The organism is Burkholderia sp. WAC0059 (assembly GCF_002870125.1).
GTDB lineage: Bacteria > Pseudomonadota > Gammaproteobacteria > Burkholderiales > Burkholderiaceae > Paraburkholderia.
Genome location: NZ_PNEO01000005.1, coordinates 24626 through 45368, shown reverse-complemented (window position 1 = coordinate 45368; position 20743 = coordinate 24626). Strand labels below are relative to the sequence as shown.

General features: G+C 61.7%; 18 protein-coding genes, 2 tRNA genes and 1 pseudogene. 13 read left to right on the top strand and 8 right to left on the bottom strand.

The window, feature by feature from the left end; genetic code table 11:
- Positions 1 to 357 precede the first annotated feature (357 nt).
- Complete coding sequence (locus tag CY652_RS06900) at positions 358 to 651, top strand: hypothetical protein (protein ID WP_102129966.1); 294 nt, start codon at positions 358 to 360, stop codon at positions 649 to 651.
- A gap of 2 nt (positions 652 to 653) precedes the next feature.
- A complete protein-coding gene (locus CY652_RS06895; RefSeq protein ID WP_102129965.1) occupies positions 654 to 1337 on the top strand; it encodes a hypothetical protein in 684 nt (227 codons plus the stop codon).
- Here CY652_RS06895 and CY652_RS06890 read toward each other — a convergent pair.
- Positions 1334 to 1660 carry a helix-turn-helix transcriptional regulator gene (locus CY652_RS06890; protein ID WP_102130125.1) on the bottom strand — a complete coding sequence of 109 codons (327 nt, stop codon included), beginning with the start codon at positions 1658 to 1660 and terminating at the stop codon, positions 1334 to 1336. The genes CY652_RS06895 and CY652_RS06890 overlap by 4 nt on opposite strands.
- A 191-nt stretch (positions 1661 to 1851) precedes the next feature.
- Here CY652_RS06890 and CY652_RS06885 point away from each other — a divergent pair, with 191 nt between their 5' ends.
- The 4 genes and pseudogenes from CY652_RS06885 to drt3b all read left to right on the top strand — a co-directional run bounded on the left by CY652_RS06885 (position 1852) and on the right by drt3b (position 7151).
- Positions 1852 to 2829, top strand: coding sequence for a hypothetical protein (locus CY652_RS06885; RefSeq protein WP_102129964.1), 978 nt, complete (start codon positions 1852 to 1854; stop codon positions 2827 to 2829).
- 268 nt (positions 2830 to 3097) lie between these two features.
- A pseudogene (locus CY652_RS24765) lies at positions 3098 to 3298 on the top strand (SIR2 family NAD-dependent protein deacylase); the annotation flags it as partial.
- Positions 3299 to 3739: 441 nt separating this feature from the next.
- Positions 3740 to 5086, top strand: a complete 1347-nt coding sequence (gene drt3a, locus CY652_RS06875) for an antiviral reverse transcriptase Drt3a (RefSeq protein WP_180970439.1) — start codon at positions 3740 to 3742, stop codon at positions 5084 to 5086.
- A 37-nt stretch (positions 5087 to 5123) separates the two neighbouring features.
- Entirely contained in the window at positions 5124 to 7151 is a 2028-nt protein-coding gene (drt3b, locus tag CY652_RS06870; protein WP_219723709.1) for an antiviral reverse transcriptase Drt3b, read from the top strand.
- A 467-nt stretch (positions 7152 to 7618) separates the two neighbouring features.
- Here the strand turns inward: drt3b and CY652_RS06865 are convergent, their stop codons facing one another.
- The 5 genes from CY652_RS06865 to CY652_RS06845 all read right to left on the bottom strand — a co-directional run bounded on the left by CY652_RS06865 (position 7619) and on the right by CY652_RS06845 (position 11341).
- The gene (locus CY652_RS06865) at positions 7619 to 8422 is read right to left on the bottom strand and encodes a lipid II flippase Amj family protein (RefSeq protein ID WP_102129962.1); all 804 of its coding nucleotides are present in this window, start codon (positions 8420 to 8422) and stop codon (positions 7619 to 7621) included.
- A 216-nt stretch (positions 8423 to 8638) separates the two neighbouring features.
- On the bottom strand, positions 8639 to 9064 hold the full coding sequence (locus tag CY652_RS06860) for a GNAT family N-acetyltransferase (RefSeq protein WP_102129961.1): 426 nt from the start codon (positions 9062 to 9064) through the stop codon (positions 8639 to 8641).
- A 121-nt stretch (positions 9065 to 9185) separates the two neighbouring features.
- Positions 9186 to 9824: a LysE family translocator gene (locus CY652_RS06855; RefSeq protein ID WP_102129960.1), complete on the bottom strand. Its 639-nt coding sequence runs from the start codon at positions 9822 to 9824 to the stop codon at positions 9186 to 9188.
- A 207-nt stretch (positions 9825 to 10031) separates the two neighbouring features.
- Positions 10032 to 10607 carry a recombinase family protein gene (locus CY652_RS06850; protein ID WP_102129959.1) on the bottom strand — a complete coding sequence of 192 codons (576 nt, stop codon included), beginning with the start codon at positions 10605 to 10607 and terminating at the stop codon, positions 10032 to 10034.
- 305 nt (positions 10608 to 10912) lie between these two features.
- Positions 10913 to 11341, bottom strand: a complete 429-nt coding sequence (locus CY652_RS06845; protein WP_102129958.1) for a hypothetical protein — start codon at positions 11339 to 11341, stop codon at positions 10913 to 10915.
- A 419-nt stretch (positions 11342 to 11760) separates the two neighbouring features.
- Here CY652_RS06845 and CY652_RS06840 point away from each other — a divergent pair.
- Positions 11761 to 11845 (top strand) — tRNA-Ile (locus CY652_RS06840).
- Between the two features lie 345 nt (positions 11846 to 12190).
- Here CY652_RS06840 and CY652_RS06835 read toward each other — a convergent pair.
- Positions 12191 to 12267: transfer RNA gene (locus CY652_RS06835), tRNA-Pro, on the bottom strand.
- A 167-nt stretch (positions 12268 to 12434) separates the two neighbouring features.
- Between CY652_RS06835 and sixA the strand changes: the two genes are divergently transcribed.
- The 4 genes from sixA (at position 12435) to CY652_RS06815 (ending at position 19033) form a co-directional block, all read left to right on the top strand.
- Positions 12435 to 12902, top strand: a complete 468-nt coding sequence (gene sixA, locus CY652_RS06830; RefSeq protein WP_180970437.1) for a phosphohistidine phosphatase SixA — start codon at positions 12435 to 12437, stop codon at positions 12900 to 12902.
- A 257-nt stretch (positions 12903 to 13159) separates the two neighbouring features.
- Entirely contained in the window at positions 13160 to 13993 is an 834-nt protein-coding gene (gene imuA / locus CY652_RS06825) for a translesion DNA synthesis-associated protein ImuA (protein WP_102129956.1), read from the top strand.
- Positions 13908 to 15527, top strand: a complete 1620-nt coding sequence (locus tag CY652_RS06820; RefSeq protein WP_102129955.1) for a Y-family DNA polymerase — start codon at positions 13908 to 13910, stop codon at positions 15525 to 15527. Before imuA ends, CY652_RS06820 begins: the two co-directional genes overlap by 86 nt.
- Before the next feature lie 5 nt (positions 15528 to 15532).
- Positions 15533 to 19033: an error-prone DNA polymerase gene (locus CY652_RS06815; RefSeq protein WP_102129954.1), complete on the top strand. Its 3501-nt coding sequence runs from the start codon at positions 15533 to 15535 to the stop codon at positions 19031 to 19033.
- 267 nt (positions 19034 to 19300) lie between these two features.
- Here CY652_RS06815 and CY652_RS06810 read toward each other — a convergent pair whose 3' ends face one another.
- Positions 19301 to 19507: a heavy-metal-associated domain-containing protein gene (locus CY652_RS06810; RefSeq protein WP_102129953.1), complete on the bottom strand. Its 207-nt coding sequence runs from the start codon at positions 19505 to 19507 to the stop codon at positions 19301 to 19303.
- Positions 19508 to 19658: 151 nt separating this feature from the next.
- Here CY652_RS06810 and cueR point away from each other — a divergent pair, with 151 nt between their 5' ends.
- Together cueR and CY652_RS06800 are read left to right on the top strand one after the other, a co-directional pair.
- A complete protein-coding gene (gene cueR / locus CY652_RS06805; RefSeq protein WP_102130123.1) occupies positions 19659 to 20093 on the top strand; it encodes a Cu(I)-responsive transcriptional regulator in 435 nt (144 codons plus the stop codon).
- A 290-nt stretch (positions 20094 to 20383) separates the two neighbouring features.
- Complete coding sequence (locus CY652_RS06800) at positions 20384 to 20530, top strand: DUF3563 family protein (RefSeq protein WP_102130122.1); 147 nt, start codon at positions 20384 to 20386, stop codon at positions 20528 to 20530.
- Positions 20531 to 20743 lie beyond the last annotated feature (213 nt).

Here is a 20743-nt window from a genome sequence, read left to right as displayed (position 1 = left end):
TAACGCCCGATCCGGGCAAAATAGCGGTCCAGACGATTAGTGATTCACCCCTATTTATAATTCTGGCCAATTTGTGTTACATTTCTCTTTCATTACACGGATTTTTGGTATTTTTCATCAACTTTAGATGAAATTGACGGTTTTTTGAGGTTCCCGCCTGAGTCGCACAGGTGATTTCCCATCTCAACCTCAATGTCTTGCGTCGCCGTACCCGCTGACCATCTCCTGTAACACCTCCGCGGTCCCGAACCGCACAAGCAGCAGCCTCGCGTTTCAGTTTTCCCACTCCTGTTGCCTCTGAAACCGGGAAGTCGTCCGGGGGTAACGCTCGCCTTTTAAATTTAGGATGCCTGAACTATGAATAACAAAAATTGGAAGCCGCTCTTTCCACTCGGTCGCACCGTTACAACACCCGGCGCACGCGAACTCATGCACCGCACTGGCGTCCACCCCTTTCAACTCCTGCTACGACATCAGGCTGGCGACTGGGGAACACTGGACGCCGCTGATTGCGCAGCCAACGATCGTGCCGTGGTCGAAGGCGCGCAAATCCTGAGTGCCTACGAACTGGGTGAGAACAGGGAAAAAATGTGGGTCATCAGCGACGCGGACCGCAGCAGCACGGTCATCCTGCTACCCGGCGAGTGTTAACTATGGGCGGATTCGTCATTCAGCGATTTCATCCGCTGATCCGCCCCGGCTTGCATCTCGGCGCCGCTGGCTCGAAGATCGCCGTACATAGCCAGCAGAGTCGATGGGACGCCGCGTGCACCTGTCATTGCGTCGCGATGGCGTTGCGAATCGCCGGCCTGATTACCGATCCGTCGCAAATCGCTACGCGAAAACGGCGGATCGAATCGATGCTATGGCGCAAGACGACTGAGGTCTTCGCGAAGGGCATGACGTTCTCGGAACTGGTGGTGTTCGTCGCCGATCTGGATTGTGGGCTGTGGACAAAGCTGCTCGAACACAGTTCGCATCGGGAGGCTATTCCGTGGATCGAGCACGAACTCGCGCGGGGGCGACTGGTGATATGCAGCGTCCGTGCCGTTGGCGACAGACAGAATCACGCCGTGCTTGCGACCGGGGTTGAAGGCGTCCAGCGCGATCGCCGGTTCGAAGCGCACGCACTGCTGATCCTCGATCCTGCCGAGGGGCCACCCGCCGCATTTGCGCCATGTAATGCCCGGCTCCAGTACCGGCACGGCACATCCGACACCTTGCCACGATACGCGAAGTACACCACGGCAGTCGACGCTTTCTCTGCGGTACTTACCGGCGCAGTAGCAATTGACGTAGCTGAAGTGCAAACGCTGCCGCAGCGGCGGCCACCCTAGCGCAAAGCCCGACGCCGGGGCTGCGGTGCGGTAGTCCGGCGATGCTTCCCGAACGGCTTGAGCGAAAGCGCCAGCGGCTCAAACAAGTCAGAAAGCGTAATGCCGAGCACGTGGCAAATGGTCGCCAGCGTCTCGACCGTGGGATTGGCGACCCCGCGCTCGATTGCACTCACACGCGTGCGATCCAGATACGCCTCGTACGCCAGTTCCTCCTGCGACTTGTCCGCTGCGATTCGGCACGCTTTGACCCGCTCGCCCACAGCAGTTGCTACGGGGCTACGCCGGTCACGGATTTTCGATTTCTCGCTCATGCCGCAAAGCATGCGGACACGACGCATTTGCAACCACGTCTTATAAACATCTGTTATTTGATGCTTATAAACATCGTTAACGATAGAATTTTTGTGCTCCGGGGAGTTGGGAGCGGGGCGCCCAAAGGGAGCCGGGGTGTGGAACTCGCTCGGCGCTGCCTGACAGTCGACCGTTACGATCACAATCAAGGAAACCAGAGACCATGAATTTTTCGAGAATTTCAGCCGCCGTTCTGGTGGCCGTTGCACCAGTCGTTGCTCACGCGCAGATGAACCAGATTCTTGGCGTGATTCATTCAGCCCAATCCGCTGTCCAGCAGCAATCTGCTCCGGTATCGCCTGCGGATCCCCCTGCCTCTCATCCTGGTATCGGCCTTCCGCAAACAACAGCCTCTAGCGGAAGCCCTCTCTTTGGTCCTTTGTTTGGCTGCGACCGGCCGGCAACCAGCCAACTCCTGTCGGCATTTGCGCTTCGCAACATCAAGCTCGGGGATGTTTGTGCGCAACCGGAATTGACGACGGGATCGCCCGTCGGCTTGACCAACGCCGTAGAAAATGACATGCGGCAGTTGGCCTCGACGCAAAACGTGGCAATCACCCGGCTCTCAGCAGGTGGCGTGACGATAACTTTGGCAACGTTAAGGGCCAGTGCCCGGCCTGTGGGATTGGCAAAGGCCGTGGTGCTTAGTGTCGAAGAACATATAGGCGCGGCCGATATCACCAACTCGCTGCAACCCGGTAATGCATTTCGCGTTTCACTCGAACAGAGGTACGGCAAACCCTCCAGCGTGATTGGCGCACGCGAAAAACTGGCTGCGGACCACAAAAATGCGGTGGCAGGCATCGAAAGCCGCGCGAAGATGCTCGGTATCGACAACAACGAGGCCGTTGGAAAGAGCGTTGCCGTCGAGGATCAGGCGACAAAGCAATGGGTTGCATGCCATCCCGCGGATACGGTTTACGAACTGCGGTGGGCAAACCCCGACGGGACACTGGTCATCGCAAGCCTTGCCGATGGTGAATGTGGTTCCAGCCCATCATTCGACCTCGCGCTGATGGCGAATCCAGCGTTGCCGAAGGAGTCACAGTTCTTGGTCGCGCAGTGGGCCGAACCGGCTGGTGCATTCGCAAAAGAGCAAACCCAGGCACGCTCGGCAACGGCTGCCACGCCGAAGTTCTGACCGCGTGTATGAACTTGGTTAGTGACTTCGACCGAAACTGATCGAGAGCAGGCATCGGGACGTGATCGCCACCAGCGTGCGGCAGTTGCATGCGCGGAACCTCGTTATCTTGAGCTGGAAGCCACTTCGACGGGGACTCTGCATGCGATATTGTGCGTCGGCACGAAGGGGCTTCCGGCAGGCCGCACGTCTGAGCCAACTTCGCTGCTGATACTTGACCCCTCGGAGGGTGAGCCGTGGCTCTCAGAATGTAACGCGAAGCCTATCCTTCACTGAAGTCGCAAGCCCACACACCTTTTACCGTGATCCACAGCTCGCATGGGGCTTCTACGGTCACAGGCTGGCGATGTACCGATCGACCGTGCCGCACGACGGAATCCAGATTCTGCGCAAGTGGGCAGAAACCTGTCCGGTGGGTGCCTTTGTGTACACCAGCAATGTCGACGGCCAGCTTCAGAAAGCCGGCTTCGCCCAATGGGGGAACTGGTTTCCCATAACCGCTCATGAGTTGGAAGTAGTCATACGGCGGCCACGGCCATACATGGTTGTGCGCCAGATCACGGCCCGCTACTCGTCGAGGGAGCGGGGCCGTGAAGAGGCTCAGCCGGCGCGCTGTCTGCCACCGCGTGTCGACTTTCTTTTGACTCGTAGCGATTTTTTGCCATTAAGTCGAAGGACGGCGACGGCTCCGAAGGTGACCATCAAGCGGTAGTTTCCGGACACGCCAAAAATTCCCATCTCTGACTATCTCGACCCCAATTGCCGGGTTAATATTCCCGTCAAGCTTTCAACGTCCTAGTTGTGTCAATGAATCAGCGGATCATCGCGTTTCAATGGCGCAGCCAGGCTCGATGTTGCACGGTATCGAGCCCAGCCACCGAACTGAATCAAATGGAATGAATCGCCAGTGATGCTCGACCAGATGTTCACCACGGAGAACTTCCGTCGCATCTATGATGCCGAGAACCGCAAGGGTGTCGACTTGGCAACCCGCTATTTCCCGACGCTCGAATCATTCACGCTCGCTGTACGCGACAAGGTGCAGGAAATTCGTGATTTACGGAAAGTCGAAGCCACACTGAAGGCTGATGATTTCGAGGCGAAGTTGCTTGCGTTGAAGGCTGAACTAGTTACCTTGAAAGCAGCCAAGTCATCCGCCATCGACGCCCTGATGGATGACATCAGCCAGAAGGTCCTAAAGCCAAGCTTCAAGATTGGCCTTTCCCAAAAGACCGGACCGAAGGGAAAGCCGGTTTTCTGCATCGACGCGGACCCTGAGACCTTCTTCGTCATCAAGCAGCTCCAGCGTAACATCCATCACATCTACGGTGTCAAACAAGCGAACCGTCACGACTTGGTCAGCCAGCTTCGCGACATGCTAGGCAGCAAATTTCCTTTCGAGCTGGTTCGCACCGACATCTCGTCATTTTATGAGAGCATCGACCGGAAGCGTTTGGTCGAAAAGCTGGATCGCGACCAGTTATTGAGCCCGGCGTCTAAGAAATACGTCAAGCAGGTGCTGGACTCATACGGCGTGATCTCCGGCTCCCCGATCGGCGTTCCCCGGGGCGTTGGCATCAGCGCATATCTCGCCGAACTGTATTTGAAACCGGTGGACCTCGCGATCCGGGCGATCCCCGGTTTGGTCTTATATTGCCGGTTTGTCGATGACATCGTGGCCGTGTTTGCACGGCCGCCAGTAGGCAAAAATCTTGGTTCGTTTAAGGACCTCATCATCGCGATCTTCGGCAACAACGGGCTTACGCACAACGCAGTCAAAACGTCGGAATTCAAGTTGGCCGACGCCGATCCGAAGAAGTTCGAGTATCTGGGTTATCGTTTCCACCTCAGACCGGGGCGGTTTGAAATCAGCCCGAGCGCAGCGAAGGTGGCGAAATATCGTGCGCGGATGAATGCCGCGTTCGCGGACTATTGGCGAGAGAAGCCGGTCAACCCGAAGGGTGCATTCAGAAAGCTGGTCGGACGGGTAAAATTCCTGACGGGCAACACCCGCCTTTCCAACAGCAAGTCATGCGCGGTCACCGGCATATACTTCAACAATTCGATCGTGACCGACTTGTCGAGCTTCGAGCTGCTCGATAAACGGCTCAAGACCCGCATCGCGGAACTCAAGCGGACCAGCCTGCAAAAGCAGTTGAAAAATCTCAAATTCACCACGGGCTTTGAGCAACGCCGGTATCATAATTTCAGCACCAGAGAGCTGCAGATGATCGTGAGGGCTTGGAAACATGGCTAAGCGGCGCGTCTCGCTTACCCACAGGAAGCAAAGGTCCGTGCTGACGGACATGCTGCCTTTCGAGGTGCCTCCGACATTCTCCAATCGTGGCTATTATCGCTTCTTGAGAAACAACAGTATTGAGATCGAAAAGGGCAAGTTGCGCTGGATTTGCGATAAGACCGATCTCGACCAGACGATGCGCCTACTGTTCGGAATCGACCCCACGGCCGTGATCACGACCGAGGTTGTGACCGAATGGGGCAAGCAGAAGACGCGTCGCTCCGTGCCCATCGGCAAATGCCAGATGGCGACCATCCCTTTCAATTTCCGTGTCGCTCATAATCTTGATGGACGCACGCTAAGTGTCGTGCATCCCCGCAATCAGGTTGCCGTGGCGAGCTTCTACGCAACGCACAGCGCGCTGATCATATACCACACGTCTGTCAGCGAGTTTTCGATACGCCGTCCAGTGTCGGTGTCGCGCTACGCTTACTTCAAGGACAAGCTCCATGAAGAGCGCAAGGACGCCGTTTCAGGGGTGGAGGAGGAAGACCGGGAGTACGAGCAGCTCGGCTCCTATTTCGTCTACCAGAAATACCGGAACATCCATCGCTTCTTTGAATCGCACCAATACCACCGCAGTGAGAAGAAATACGATGCGATGGTGCAGCTCGATGTGAGCAAATGCTTCGATAGCATCTACACTCACTCGCTGCCTTGGGCCGTTCTGGGCAAGGATCAGACAAAATTCAGTCTAGACGAATCGAAGGCTACCTTCGGGGGCCGCTTCGATGCCCTCATGCAAAACCTGAATCATAAAGAGACGAACGGCATCGTCATTGGGCCGGAGTTTTCTCGGATTTTCGCTGAGATCATTTTGCAGTCGGTCGATGCGGAACTGATCACGCAATTGGCCGAGGGAAATAAGCTGACCCACAAGGTCGATTATGAAATTTTCCGGTATGTAGATGACTTCTTCGTTTTTTACAACGAGGAGTCCACGCAGTTACAGATATTCGAGACGCTCCAGGAGATTCTCAAGTCCAAAAAGCTGAACATCAACACAGCGAAGATCAAGCACTATCAAAAGCCGATCATCACAGCAATTACGGTGGCCAAAGAGCATATCTCGACGCTTCTGATTGACGAGATCGATCCGGTGTGTGAGGAGGAGTTGCCGGCCGATCCCTCCATGCCGCCCAAGCAGAACCTGGTCTGTGCCATAAACGCGAACCATCTGATCATCCGGTACAAGTCCGCCATCAAGGAGACAGGCGTCACCTATGGTGATTTGCTGAATTACACCTTCGCCATAGCCGAGAATAGAATCGAGAAGCTCTTCAAAGCCTATGTTGCGAGCGACAAGTCAGATCGCGATCGTAAACGCCTCTCCAATGCCCTGCTCGCAATCATGGAGTTTGCTTTTTTCGCGTACTCGGCGAGCCCGAAGGTCAATCACACAATCCGCCTCTGCCGGATGATTGCGACCTCTGTGGACTTCCTGCATGTGCAGGGCGTGCCCTATGAGCTGAAACACCTGCTGTTTAAGTACGTTCACGACAACGTGATACAGCAGCTCGAAAAGAACACGATGAGCGTTCATCGCGAGGTCGAGAGCCTCTACCTGCTTATTTCCCTGTCGCAGATCGGCCGGGAATATTGGCTGCCGGTTTCCGTCCTTCTCCGTCATTTCCTGATCAAGGAGGAAGATGGCACAGGGGATTATGTTCGCCCGGCGGGCTTCATGAGCCACTTTTCGATCACGATCCTGCTGTCCTACATAAAAGACAAGGTTCGCTATGCAAAGTTGAAGGCCTTCGTGGAGGCACACATCATCGCCAAACTCGAATATATGAAGGCCCATTGCCCCGATGACGCCGAGACGCTGATCATGCTGCTCGATCTCGTGGTCTGTCCTTACATCGGCACCGCCACCAAGGACGACATCGGAAAGATTTTTGGCCTAGATGCAGCAGGCCTCTCGTCTGTTCAGACCTCTAATGATCACTGGTTTACTGCCTGGGGCGATAAATTCGATCTCGGGAAAGAGCTGGACGCGAAGCGCAGCCGCGAGGTATATTAGCTTCGGCGCTCCGCTTTACCCTTAATGGCTGTTGGCAGCCCACACACAAGCGCCCTCTCTTCCCCTATATCAATTGGGGGTTGGGTAATTAGACGGTAGGAGCGGGCCGTCTCCTCCACTCGTCGGTTCGCGTTCGACACTGCCTACGCATTCTTGTCTTTCGATCCATCGGCATTGCCGTCTAGGCAGCCAGAATTTTCTTTTTCCAGACCCCATTAGAGGGGCAAGGAAGCGTCACCGGCTCACCGCGCTGAAAAGGCCGCTCGCTAATGGATGGATAGCCGCCGTTTGGTCGGCCAACCGAAGCGCGTGACAACTGTCTCCTTTTGGCCGGGTGCCGTCCGATGCGAATCGCATATCGTGCGGCTTGCGCCTAGACGGCGTTCGTCGGCAGCACGCACCCCCGAAGAGCCTGTCTCCGTTTCCGATACCGGTCGCTCCACGTTCGCGCCTAATACCGCGGGTCGCTAAATGAGTTCTGCGACGCGAACGATGATCAAGGCCGCTGGCAGCAAAACGGCCTGCGCGCAGAGTGTCCCGAGTACGCGTGCGCCGGCCAAAGTTGTAATGGCCCGCCGGAAGCTGTTTTCCGAAATGCGACCTTCGATTACATCGTCTGTCATCACCGAAACCTGTGGGTCGATGACAACCGCCAGGACTACGGTCGCAAGCCCGTTGATCACTGACGACAGATTCGCACACGTAACGCGCAAATCTGGCTTCAGATACCCGGCGTACAGTGACGCAAAAACACCCACTGTCCAGATAGCCATCGCGATAGCGTTCAGTCCTATGACTTTCCGGGAAACGCCTGCGCCAGATGCCAATTGGGTTACGTTGTGCCGAGACGGGAACCGTGCTCCAATCCGAATGTAGTTGACGCCACCTCGACTGAAGATGTGGAGTAGCAGACGAGAGACTGAGCGATTTGCCTGAAAGTGCTCAACAGCGCGGCTGAAGTAACGCTGGAAGGTAGGAATCAGGAACGTACCGACAACGCTTGCCAACGTGGCGGTCAACAGGAAAAGCCGAAAGTCACCGAGCAAACCATGCCCCATGTGATGAGCAATATCCAGCTCGACTCGCTTCGCTATGAATGGTCCTTGAAAGGAGTTTGCCGTTCGCGAAACTAAGGCGATGATCCCGAATAAAGAGAACGATACGGCGATTCGGCGCGTACGAACCCCCGCAATCCGTACGGCATACGCAAGCGTCGCGATCACATGGATGACGAATGTAAGCCCGCATATGATCAAAAGCTGGGTGTCCATGTTGTTGCCGCGATGTTGACACGATCCGTAGTCTACCGGAGCGCGCTACCGGCCGATTGTCGACTATCCAGACACCGATGCCGAATGACCGAAAGCCGACAGCCGACCGAGGCAGTCAGTCCTAGCCGCCCCATTGCTGCTGTTCGGATCGGAGCAGAGCTTCAGTCCATCAGCCCGGACGTTGAACGCAGCCATCAGGCCGCACCGGATGATGTCCTATTGGCTCCTGTCATCAAGCCTTTTGTGCAGGTAGTGTCGTTCATATTTGCCGCTGAACTCCTCAAGTCGGCCAAACTCGCTATAGCCGAGCTTGTGATAAAAACCGAGCGCCTGAAAGCTGAACGTATCGAGAAAGGCATGCATGCAGCCACGTTGCCGGGCTTCGCTCTCTGCGGCATCCAGTAGTCGTGATGCATGCCCCGCATTGCGATGCGCTTCGCTGACCCAAAGGACGTGGATTTCGAGATATTGCCAATACGTATCGGCGAGCAGGCCGCCGATGATGCTGCCGTCTGCATCGCGTGCAAACACGCGCAACAGCTTGAAGTCTTTTACAGCAAACGCGGCATTGTAGGCTCGCAGTTGTGCCACGACGAAAGCGTCATCGTGGTCGTTCCGTACGTCGGTGACTTCGATTTTCATGATCGTTTCGCGCGATACCTGGAGAGAAGACGAACCGCGAGCAACAGTAAACGTTCGCAGGTGTTCGACAACTGCGCGACGAGTTCGTTTTTATCGTTCGGCTATCGTCCAGCATGTCCCCCTACAGACCGGTTTTATTTGCCATGAGTATCAGCCGCAATCCGAGCGAGCCAATTGCGCCTGCGGCAAACCGATCGATCCATTTTTTCGTTCGCAGATACATTTCACGCGGACGGCGGCTAGAAAAGCACACCGCAACGACCGTGTACCACCCCGCTTCAACCGCGAATACAAGCGGCGGCAACGCCAAATAGCACCATAGGGGCGGGTGTTGCGGCAACAATGCGACGAAAATACTTCCGTACACAATAGCCGTCTTGGGATTACTCAATTGCGTGGACAGCCCAAGCCAAAACGACTTGGCAGCATTGATATTGCGCGGTCCGTCGCTTGCGCCAACCGATAGCGGTGCGGATGCTCCACGCCATATCCGCGACGCGAGGTAAAGCAGGTACATGCCGCCAGCAACTTTCAACGCAATGTATAGCCAGTCAACGGCGGTTAGCAGGGTGTAGAGTCCGGCCAATGCAACGCCGCTGAAAATAACGCCACCGATGCCCATTCCGATCGCAGTGGCAATGCCGTCACGACGGGATAGGCCGATGGCGTTTCGCGCCACCAGTACAAAGCTCGGGCCGGGGCTTATCGCCCCCAGCAAGAGCGCGACGAGGATGCTTGCAACTGCGGCGGTCGGAGTCATCGGCGTTCCCCTCTCGAAAGGATGCCGCATATTACCCCAGCCAATTTTCTGTCCTCTGGTAGCTCAGATGAACAGCCGCAATGCGCTGGCTGCCGGTCGCATTGGGCGCCACCTTCATTGCGTTCCCACGGAGAGAGGCATGGCCGACGATGCTTAGCGTTTGGCGGTTCCGCAACGGCCAATGATGCAGCCCCAGAGCGCCGGGCGTCAGCGCATCTGTACAGCTTTGAGGATGGTCGGGTGCGAAACGCCGTAGTCCTTCGCGAGCCCGCGAGCCGTCGCCCCCTCGGCCAGCTTCTGGCGAATCTCTGCTTTTTGTTGATCGGTCAGCGCAGCGCGACGCCCGAATTTCTTTCCCTCGGCTCGCGCGCGGGCCAAGCCCGCATGGGTGCGCTCGATAAGCAGGTCCCGCTCGAACTGGGAAACGGCGGCAAGTACGGTCATGTGCAGTTTGCCCGACGCGCTGGTCAGATCAACGCCCTTCAGTGCCAGACAATGGACGTGAACTCCCATCTCGGCCAGCCGTTCGACTGTCGCGAGCACGTCCATGGTGTTCCGGCCCAGCCGATCCAACTTGGTTACGACGAGGATGTCTCCCTCATCGAGCCGGTCTAGCAGTTTGGAAAAGCCGGGGCGTTCGGCAGCCGGGACGCTGCCCGAGATGGTTTCCTCGACGGTATGGCGTGGCAGCACTATAAACCCGGCCGTACGGGCTTCCAGCAGTTGATTTTCGGTCGTTTGCTCCGCGGTGGAGACGCGGGCGTACAGGAACGTGCGAGACATGGGCGACCCCGGTAATTTGACGTGGTAGCCCAGGATGCCAGGTAATCAATTGGTTTACAAGATATTTTTACCGCTGGCGCACCAGCTTTCAGGGCAGTAATAATGCGGACGTTTTACTGCCAAGATAGTTGGCAAAATAAAAAAGGGGGCCGAAAGCCCCCTTGCTTGTTGATTACGGCGTTACCGTCTCTGTACCGCTGCTCCTTGGTCCTCTCCGCGTCGCGATGAATAGTTGGCCGCCGATCGCATCTGTGCGCTGCTAACCTCCTCACATAAGTCCAGTTGCCTTCTATGACTACAGCCAGTTATTCCTTGGCTTCATCGTCTTCCTCGGCGTCCTCGTCTTCGCTGTCGTCCTCATCGTCCGACTTAGGGGCCTCTTTTACATCACCCTGCGTACTGAGAGCGGTATCCAAATCCTGTTCGATGGCGGCGAATTTTTCTGCCGTCAGTTGTTCGTTGCACTGTTCGAAGTGGTCCAAAGCTTCCCCCAACGGTTCAACCACATCGTTTCGGACGCGAATGCGCTCCTCACCGAAGGGAAGGTCGTCCAAGCTGATCGTTTGGTCCTCATGTGCAGCCCGGTACCGATCATCAATCGGTCCCGTGATAGCGAGATATTCCTCGCCGTTTTCAAATGCGGCTTCCACCCGATCTCTCAGGTCCTCAATCTCTTCGGGCGTTGGAGGTACGGGTTGGTCTGGCAGGACATCGTTTTGATTTACATCGCTCATGAATGCTCCTTTTGCTGCGACGACTGCGTCCAGTCGGGCGGCAGCGTTTGCCGCCGCACCTATTCTTAGGCAAATCGGGTCATAACGCAACCGATAGCTTGAGTGAAGAAGAAAGATGTTGCATGAAAAAGGCGGTGCGTTATCCACAATTCGTGTGCATAACTCGGTGGATAAGTCTGTGGGAATATCTGGCTGCTGCGGCCCGGCTTCGTGTCGAACGATTCGCACGCGCCCGGGAATTAAAGTGCGAGGCATCAATGTTTGAACGATCTTTGTCCTTGAATGATCGGTTCCATCGGGTGTAGGTGAACTGTGGCGATTGGGCGAAGCGCCTAAAGAAGCGGCGTCCCGGGACAGGCACGTGCTACCGACGGTATATTTGTCAGTTCTTAGCCTTTTGTGGAATGCAGCAGCATTCCAGAGGCGGCTGAGTGGCTGAAAGCAGGGGGCTGATACTCCCCCAATCGCGCAAGCGGTTCACGGGTTCGAATCCCGTCCTCTCCGCAAAACCCATGTCCGCAAGGCGGGGGCTTTCACGGTTTACCGCCATTCAAAGATCGGATGCTCCATTCCGAAGTCAATCCGGCACCGTCGGGTCGGTCTCGGACCGACGTCTGTCGACAGTTCTTGCGCATGTGCAACTCATGCCGATTCGTGCACTGCTCCGCATGAGCTTCCACATCATCTGGATTCTCGATCTACCACATACAGCGCCCTGACTTCGTTAGTGTCCGAGTAGGGATGCTGAGGTGCTGAGTTGTTCGAGTCATTTTCCGGTAGCCAGACGGTAACAGCCAAGGGAAAAAGAAAAAGGACTTACGGCATGATACCGTAAGTCCTTGATTTCTTTGGTCGGAGCGATAGGATTCGAACCTACGACCCTCTGATCCCAAATCAGATGCGCTACCAGGCTGCGCTACGCTCCGCCGAATCGGCCATTCTATCGGGGTTCGGCATCCCCAGTCAAATCGGCCTTCCCGCTATTGCCTGGTGCGATCCCGGCTTGCCGCCTGGCACCGGCGCGTGCAGCATGCAACGGAAGGACCGGCGGCGCAACGGGCGCAACCGCCGTCCCGCTTTCCGGAGACCATCGATGAACCTGATTCTTTGGCGGCACGCCGAAGCCGAGGACGTTGCCGCCAGCGATCTCGCCCGGCAGTTGACCACGCGCGGCCGCAAGCAGGCGCAAGGCGTCGCGAAATGGCTGCGCGCGCGGCTTGGCGACGATGCGCTGATCCTCGCAAGCCCCGCCGCGCGCACGATCCAGACGGCCGAGGCGTTGACCGACCAGTATCGCGTCGTGCCCGATCTGGCGCCGGGCGCGAGCGTCGACGCGGTGCTCGCCGCCGTCGGCTGGCCGCATGGCGCGGCGCCGACGGTCGTCGTGGTCGGGCATCAGCCGACGCTGGGCGAAGCCGCCGGCCGGCTGCTGTCCGGCGAGGCATCGCCGTCGCGCGGCTGGGCGCTGAAGAAGGGCGCTCTGTACTGGCTGGCCAGCCGCGAGCGCGACGGCGACGCGCAGACAGTACTGCTGGCCGCCATCACGCCCGATCTCGTCTAGGTCCGGGGCACGGATCTTTCCGCCGCCTTGCCCGATCTTTCTCCCGGCAGGGCGGGCCCGAGGCCGCGCTTCCCATTTTTCCCGTCCCCGTCCGTCGTTCAGGCGCTTCCCCAAATCAGCTTAAATACTGTATAAATGTACAGTATCCGACTCCCCCGGTGCCGGCTGATCCGTTCGTCGTCCGTGTCCGTTCCGTTCGGGCCGGGTGGAGCTTTTCCTTTCGACAGACACAGACGCAATTCCGACGGGCACGACTCATGGCGGCGGCAATCCGTCTGGCGACGACCGGCCTTCCCGAGCGGCTGCAAAGCCGGGTCTGGCAAGGCGATCAACTGGCTCATGCGGGCACGCGGTCGGTATCGAGCGGGTATCCCGAGCTCGATGCGCTGTTGCCAGGACGAGGGTGGTCCGCGGGCAGTCTGGCTGAACTGCTGGTCGACGAAGGCGGCATCGGCGAAATGCGGCTGCTCGCGCCGGTGCTGAGGGCACTGACGGCGCAGTCGGAGCGCTACGTTCTCCTGATCGCCCCGCCCTGGCAGCCCTATGCGTGCGCGTTGCGGAGATGGGGCGTGGCGCTCGGGCGCGTGGTCTGGGTGCGCGCGGCCGGGGACGAGGCGCTCTGGGCCGCCGGGCAGGCGCTGCGGCAGGAGGGCGTCGGCGCGGTGCTGGTCTGGCTCGCGAAGGCGCGTCCGGAGGCGGTGCGGCGCTTGCAGGTGGCCGCTCAGGATTCCGGTGCGCTGGCGTTCGCGATCCGTCCGCTTCATGCGCGCGGCCAGTCTTCGCCCGCACCGTTGCGGATGACGTGCACGCCCTCGCCGCCGCCGGCCGAGGGCACGGTCGGGCGGCGGCGCCGGCTGCAACTGACGGGTTTGTCGATCGACATTTTCAAGCGCCGCGGGCCGCCGCCGGCCGAGCCGCTCAACCTCGTGTTGCCGCTGGAGGCGGCGGTGCTGCCGGAAGCGGCTTCCGCTGTCCCTGCGTCCCGGACTGGAACTGGAGTTCATCATGTTGTGGATTGCCGTAACCCTGCCGCTGTTGCCGCTGGAAGCCGTGAGGCCGCCGCGGCTGCACGCGATGCCGCCGCCGTCTGAAACGGCCGCCGAATCCGGTCCGCAGCCGCCTGCCGGCTGTCATGCGCTGGCCGATCGGCTGAGAATCCTGGTGCCGGACTTCGATGCGCTCCACTGCGGCGTGCATGCCGGCATCACGCGCTCGCATGCGCTCGCGCTCGCGCCGGGGCTTGTGCTGCTCGACCCCGATCCCGCTCGCGAAACCCGCGCGCTCGAGGCGCTGGCGCTCGCCCTGCTGGCCTACACGCCGCAGGTGTCGTTCGCGCCGTCGCATACGCTGCTGCTGGAGGTGGGTTCGGGATTGCGGCTGTTCGGCGGATTGCGCGCGTTGCTGGCCCGGGTGACGGAGACGGCGGCCGGCTTCGGCTACGTCGTGCGCGTCGCCTGCGCGCCGACGGCCTGGGGCGCGTGGTTGCTCGCCCAGGCGCGCGTGCAGCGCGCGGGCCGCCGCTGGCACGCGGTACGGGAGACGACGCTTGCGCGCGTGCTCGATGCGTTGCCCGTCTCGCTCGCGCCGTTCGCCGCGGAACACGGCCTGGCGTTCGAGCAGATCGGCTGCGCGACGCTGGCCGATCTGCGCCGCCTGCCGCGAGCCGGCGTCGCGAGGCGTTTCGGCGACGGCGTGCTGGACTGGCTGGCGCAAGCTTATGGCGAAGCGCCCGATCCGCGCGAACCGTTTCGCGCGCCGCCGTCGTTCCATGCGGAGCTGGAGTTGCAGGCGCGCGTGGACAATGCGCAGGCGCTGCTGTTTGCCGCCCGCCGGCTCGTGATGCAACTGGCCGGCTGGCTGGCCGCGCGCCAGTTGGCGCTGCGCGCGTTCGAGTTGCGCTTCGAGCACGAATTGGCGACGCGGCGGGCGCCGCGCGCGTCGAGCCTGAAGGTCGCATGGTCGGCGCCGTCGCGCGATGCCGACCATCTGCTCTGGCTGTTGCGCGAGCAGCTCGATCAGACTGCGCTGGCCGCGCCGGTGATCGGGCTGAAGCTCGTCGCGCGAGAAATGAGCGCCTGCGCGGCGCCTTCCGGCCTGCTGTTTCCGTTGCCCGAGGCGCAGGACGCCTTGCTCGCGCAGCTATTCGAGCGCCTCGGCGCGCGGGTCGGGGCGCAGAACGTCCTGCAGCTCTCGGCCGGGGACGACCATCGGCCGGAGCGCGCAATGCAGCTCGGCGAGAGCCGGGTGCCGGCACGCCAGCGCGGGCGGCGCAGGACGGCGGACGATGCGGCTCGCCAGGCGCCGTCGGCGGCCGGCCCGCCGGTCGGTCCGGGCGGCGGGCCGGCCCAGGCGACGCTCGATCTGCCCGAGGTGCCGCTGCCGTCCCTGCCGCGTCCGGTCTGGCTGCTCGAACGTCCGCTGAAGCTGGCGATGCGCGGCCAGCGCCCCGTCTATCGCCGTCCGCTCAAGACCCTGACGCGCCCAGAACGCATCGAGTCCGGCTGGTGGGACGGCGAGGGCGTGGAGCGCGATTACTACGTCGCCGCCGACGACCGGGGCCGGATGTTCTGGGTGTATCGGGAGCGTTCGGGCGGGCAGTGGTTTCTGCAAGGGCTGTTCGGTTGACCGTCATGCCGGCATCGCACGCGGACCCGCAGACGTCCGTCGCCGCGCCGTCGTTGCCCGACTACGCGGAACTGCACTGTCTGACCAACTTCACGTTTTTGCGCGGTGCCTCGCATCCCGCCGAGCTCGTCGATCAGGCCATCCGGCTCGGCTATCGCGCGCTTGCCGTGACCGACGAATGCTCGCTGGCCGGCGTCGTGCGGGCGCACGACGCGGTCAAGACCCATGAAGCACGGCGCGCCAGGGCGCTCGAACTGGCGGATGCGGCGGCGGAGGCAAACGGGCACGGGGCGGCACAGGCGGAGGCGCCGGGCGATGCGCCGGACGACGGCGCAAGTCTCGCGCAACCGGCCGCCGACCGTTTGCCGACGCCGCCCCTGCATCTGTTGATCGGTAGCGAGTTGAACCTGACCGATGCCCGGGGCGAGCCGTTTTGCACGCTCGTCGCGCTGGCGATGAACCGCGAGGGCTACGGCAATCTCAGCGAGCTGATCACGCTGGCGCGCTCGCGCGCGAACAAGGGCCACTATCGGCTGCATCCCGAAGACTTCACCGCGCCGGAGCCGGCATCCGGGCATCTGCTGCATCTGCCTGATTGCGTGTTGCTGCTCGTGCCCTGGCGCGAGGCCACGCTCGCGCAGACGCTGCGTGGCGCGCGCTGGCTAGCGGGCTTCGCCGCCGGTCGTGCATGGCTCGCACTCGAACTCTGGCAGGGCGGTGGCGACGAGATTCAGATCGACGCGCTGCGCGCCGTCTCGAGGCGCAGCGGATTGCCGCTCGTCGCGGCGAGCGGGGCGCTGATGCACGCGCGTTCACGCAAGCCGCTGCAGGACACGCTGGGCGCGATCCGTCTGGGTCGGCCGCTGTCGGCCTGCGGCCATGCGCTCGAGCCGAACGCCGAGCGGCATTTGCGCTCGCGCGTGCGGCTCGCCGCGCTGTATCCGGCGGAGGCGCTCGCGCAAACGCTCGAAGTGGCGCGTCGCTGCACGTTCTCGCTCGACGAACTCGCCTACGAATATCCCGAGGAGCTGGTGCCGCCGGGCGAAACGCCGGCGCGCTGGCTGCGCAAACTCGTGGAGAAGGGCGCGCGCGAGCGCTGGCCGCAGGGCGTGAGCGAGGCGCAGACCCGGCAGATCGACAAGGAGCTCGATCTCATCGCCGGGCTCGGTTACGAGAAGTATTTCCTGACCGTGCACGACATCGTCCGCTTCGCGAGGGAGCAGGGCATCGAGTGCCAGGGACGCGGCTCGGCGGCGAACTCGGTGGTCTGCTATTGCCTGATGGTCACGCAGATCGACCCGGTGCGCATGAACATGCTGGTCGAACGCTTCATTTCCCGCGCGCGCAACGAACCGCCCGACATCGACGTGGACTTCGAGCATCAGCGGCGCGAGGAGGTGATCCAGTACGTCTACCGCAAGTACGACCGGCGGCGCGCGGCGCTGGCCGCGACGCTCATCACCTACCGCTCGCGCAGCGCGCTCAAGGACGTCGGCAAGGCGCTCGGGCTCGACGCCGCGCTGATCGAGCGCATCAGCCGCGCGCATCAGTGGTGGGACGGGCCCGACGCGGTGGCGCGGTATCTGGAGGAGGCGGGCTTTGCGCCGGACTCGCACGTCACGCGCCATCTCATCCGGCTTACGCGCGAGCTGCGCGGCTTTCCGCGCCACCTGTCGCAGCACGTCGGCGGCTTCGTGATCGCGAAGGACAAGCTTTCGCGCCTCGTGCCGATCGAGAACGCGGCCATGAAGGACCGCAGCGTGATCGAGTGGGACAAGGACGACATCGACACGCTGAAGCTGCTGAAGGTGGACGTACTGGCGCTCGGCATGCTCTCGGCGATCCGGCGCTCGCTCGAATTCGTCGCGCTGCGCCGCGGGCTGCCGCGTTTCCGGGTGGCGGACATTCCGCGCGAGGACCCGGCCGTCTACGGGATGTGCAGCCATGCGGACACGGTCGGCGTGTTCCAGATCGAATCGCGCGCGCAGCAGAGCATGCTGCCGCGCCTGCGGCCGCGCAACTACTACGACCTCGTGATCGAGGTGGCGATCGTGCGGCCCGGGCCGATCCAGGGCGGCATGGTGCACCCGTATCTGCAGCGCCGGCAGAAGCGGGAGCGCGTCGAATACGAGAACCCGGACCTGAAGCCGGTGCTCGAGCGCACGCTCGGCATTCCGATTTTTCAGGAGCAGGTGATGCAGCTCGCGATGGCGGCCGCCGACTACACGGCCGAGGAAGCCGACCAGTTGCGGCGCGCCATGGCGGCGTGGCGGCGCGACGGCGACCTGCGCCCCTACCAGGCCGACCTGACGCGAAGAATGATGGCGAAAGGCTATAGCGAGGCATTCGCCGGGCGCATCTGCAAGCAGATCGAGGGGTTCGGCGACTACGGCTTTCCGGAGAGCCACGCGGCGAGCTTCGCCCTGCTCATCTACACGAGCGCGTGGCTCAAGCGCTACGAGCCCGCGGCGTTCCTGGCCGGGCTGCTGAACAGCCAGCCGCTCGGCTTCTACTCGCCGTCGCAGCTCGTGCAGGATGCGCGCCGGCATGGGGTGACGGTCCGCGCGCCCGACGTCTCGGTCAGCGACTGGGAGTCGGTGCTGGAGCGCCTGGATGTGCCGGGTGCGCGTCTCGGGGCGGGCGAAACGGACGATGTGGCGGCCCGTCGCGACGCAGTGGCGCACCGGCGGCGCCGGCTGCGCGAGGCCGTGCCCTGGCCGATGCGCGGCGTGGGGCGGACCATCCGTCGCAGCGTGCGTCTGCGGATCGCGATGCCGGCACGCCGCTACGGGCTGCGCGGGCCGGCGGTGCGGCTGGGCCTGCATCTCGTCAAGGGATTGTCGGAAGAGGCGGCGCGGCGTGTGATGCAGGCGCGCGCGGCCGCGCCGTTTGCCGGCGTCGACGATCTTGCCAGGCGTGCCGCGCTGACGCGCCGCGAGCTCGAGGCATTGGCCGCCGCGAACGCGCTCGCGAGTATCGCCGGACATCGGCGCGAGGCCTGGTGGGCCGTGACGGCGCAGCAGACCGTGCCAGCGCTGCTGCGCGACGCGCCGATCGCCGAGGCGCCGCTTACCTTGCCGCGCGCGCCCGAAAGCAGCGAGATCATTGCCGACTACGCGAGCCTGCGCCTCACGCTGAACCGCCATCCGCTCGCGCTGCTGCGCCGGGGATTCGAGCGGCAGCGCTTTCGCACGGCGATGCAGTTGGCGGCGTGCCGTCACGGCATGCTCGCGCGGGTCTGCGGCATCGTCACGGGGCGGCAGCGGCCGGGCACGGCGAAGGGAACGGTGTTCGTCTCGCTGGAGGACGAGACGGGCGCGATTAACGTGATCGTCCACGAGCGCCTTGTGGAGGCGCAACGCAAGACGCTGCTAGGCGCGTCGCTGATGGCCGTGGCCGGGGTCGTGCAGCGCGAGGGGGAGGTCGTGCATCTGGTGGCGCACCGGCTCGAAGACCATAGCGCGCTGCTCGGCCGGCTCGCGACTCAGAGCCGGGATTTCCAGTGAGCGGGATGGGGCACAGGACGGTTCCGGCCGGCGTTTTTATGCCGCCGAGCGTCACGGGAAGGCCGCCGGCATCCGGCTGATCGCCGTGTCGAAAGGCGTGCGCCGGCCAATGCATCCGCTGTCCCGGCCCGACACGGCCCGGCGCGCCGGCGGGCCGTTCGACGACCTGCCAGTCCGTCGTTGCCGCGAGCTCTCCGGCGGTCGCGCCGCTCCCACGGCCCGACGCGCCAACAACGATCGCGACCCTGAACATCGTCGCGCACCGGCTCAGCCGGCGACGGTGCCGACGACGGTATAGCCCGCGTCGTCGATGGCCGCCTTCAGGGCGTCGGCGCTTTCGTTCGACTCGACCGCCACGCGGCCGGCGGCCAGGTCGATCTGGACCTTTGCCGCGGCGTCGCGTTCGTGGATGGCGCGCGTGACGGAGGCGACGCAATGCTGGCAGCTCATGCCTTCTACCTGGAACTGGATCATGGTGAGTTTTCCTTTATCGAGAGGAGGGTTGGGGGAAAGGGCGGCAGGGCAACGTCGGCCCTTCCGGGTTCTGGAAAGGGCCGCCCGTTAACCTTGCCATGATGGGAAGATGTACGATCGAGTCTATCGGACAGCCAGCGGGAGCATGGTCATGAACATCGGTGAAGCGGCCCGGGCGTCGGGCGTGACGGCGAAGATGATCCGTTATTACGAAAGCGTCGGCCTGCTCGCGCCCAGGGGGCGGACGGCGGCGGGCTATCGCGTCTACGGCACGGACGAGGTGCATTCGCTGCGCTTCGTCCGCCAGGCGCGCCGGCTCGGCTTTCCCGTCGACGACATCCGGCGCCTGCTGGCGCTCTGGCACGACCGCTCGCGGGCGAGCGCCGAGGTCAAGTCGATCGCGCTCGAGCACGTGGCCGAACTGGACCGCCGCATCGCCGAACTCACGCAGATGCGCGACACGCTTGTCCACCTGGCCGTGCATTGTCACGGCGACGACCGGCCGGACTGCCCGATCATCGAACGGCTCGCCGATCCGGAGCCGGTCGGCTGCGATCATTGCGCCACGGAGGCCCCGGCGGCATGAATGCCGCCGTCCGGGCACCCGCCGTCTACTTCGCGGAGCTGGATTTGCATTAGTTTGGTGCGTCATGGCTGCCGGAATGAGCGCGCTATCGGTGCGATAGGGAAAATATCCTTTTTCGTCATGAGGTTGGGAAAACGAGCTCATGCACCATTCCACTCTGGAATGCACGCCATTCGGGCATTTCACTGGCAAGCTGCGGCCAAATCGCTATAATCAGGGTTAACCCCATTAAGGGTAATCCCTGATCTCCATGTATCGGGGATGCTTGATGGGCATTGGAGAACAACATCATGTTTGCGCATCTGCTGGAAACCTTGGGCACCTGGTTCGAAACCGCCGAGCGCCGCCGTTGCGAGGCCTGGCTGGCTTCGTCGGCCGACATCGTTCAGCTCGAACAACGTATTCGCTCGCTCGAATCGGACGGCTACTCGTTCTGACCGGGATCGCGCGTTCCGCAACGCATGCGTGTTGCGGGCGGAAAGACAAAGGCCTCGCTTCAAGCGGGGCTTTTGTCTTTCCGGCATCCTGCACGGCGGCTGCCGGGCTCGAGACGAGGCCCGATGCGAGATAGCCTGAAGCCTGCCCCCGGGGTAAGGTAAAGTGTTTTTTTGCGACAAGACGCCGTACCCGGCGCCATCGCCATTCGAGGT

Excerpts from the sequence above, each read along its gene's own strand:
- CY652_RS06900 (WP_102129966.1), top strand. The coding sequence starts at position 358 with ATGAATAACAAAAATTGGAAGCCGCTCTTTCCACTCGGTCGCACCGTT.
- CY652_RS06895 (WP_102129965.1), top strand. The coding sequence starts at position 654 with ATGGGCGGATTCGTCATTCAGCGATTTCATCCGCTGATCCGCCCCGGC.
- CY652_RS06890 (WP_102130125.1), bottom strand. The coding sequence starts at position 1,660 with ATGCTTTGCGGCATGAGCGAGAAATCGAAAATCCGTGACCGGCGTAGC.
- CY652_RS06885 (WP_102129964.1), top strand. The coding sequence starts at position 1,852 with ATGAATTTTTCGAGAATTTCAGCCGCCGTTCTGGTGGCCGTTGCACCA.
- drt3a (WP_180970439.1), top strand. The coding sequence starts at position 3,740 with ATGCTCGACCAGATGTTCACCACGGAGAACTTCCGTCGCATCTATGAT.
- CY652_RS06865 (WP_102129962.1), bottom strand. The coding sequence starts at position 8,422 with ATGGACACCCAGCTTTTGATCATATGCGGGCTTACATTCGTCATCCAT.
- CY652_RS06860 (WP_102129961.1), bottom strand. The coding sequence starts at position 9,064 with ATGAAAATCGAAGTCACCGACGTACGGAACGACCACGATGACGCTTTC.
- CY652_RS06855 (WP_102129960.1), bottom strand. The coding sequence starts at position 9,824 with ATGACTCCGACCGCCGCAGTTGCAAGCATCCTCGTCGCGCTCTTGCTG.
- CY652_RS06850 (WP_102129959.1), bottom strand. The coding sequence starts at position 10,607 with ATGTCTCGCACGTTCCTGTACGCCCGCGTCTCCACCGCGGAGCAAACG.
- CY652_RS06845 (WP_102129958.1), bottom strand. The coding sequence starts at position 11,341 with ATGAGCGATGTAAATCAAAACGATGTCCTGCCAGACCAACCCGTACCT.
- sixA (WP_180970437.1), top strand. The coding sequence starts at position 12,435 with ATGAACCTGATTCTTTGGCGGCACGCCGAAGCCGAGGACGTTGCCGCC.
- imuA (WP_102129956.1), top strand. The coding sequence starts at position 13,160 with ATGGCGGCGGCAATCCGTCTGGCGACGACCGGCCTTCCCGAGCGGCTG.
- CY652_RS06820 (WP_102129955.1), top strand. The coding sequence starts at position 13,908 with ATGTTGTGGATTGCCGTAACCCTGCCGCTGTTGCCGCTGGAAGCCGTG.
- CY652_RS06815 (WP_102129954.1), top strand. The coding sequence starts at position 15,533 with ATGCCGGCATCGCACGCGGACCCGCAGACGTCCGTCGCCGCGCCGTCG.
- CY652_RS06810 (WP_102129953.1), bottom strand. The coding sequence starts at position 19,507 with ATGATCCAGTTCCAGGTAGAAGGCATGAGCTGCCAGCATTGCGTCGCC.
- cueR (WP_102130123.1), top strand. The coding sequence starts at position 19,659 with ATGAACATCGGTGAAGCGGCCCGGGCGTCGGGCGTGACGGCGAAGATG.
- CY652_RS06800 (WP_102130122.1), top strand. The coding sequence starts at position 20,384 with ATGTTTGCGCATCTGCTGGAAACCTTGGGCACCTGGTTCGAAACCGCC.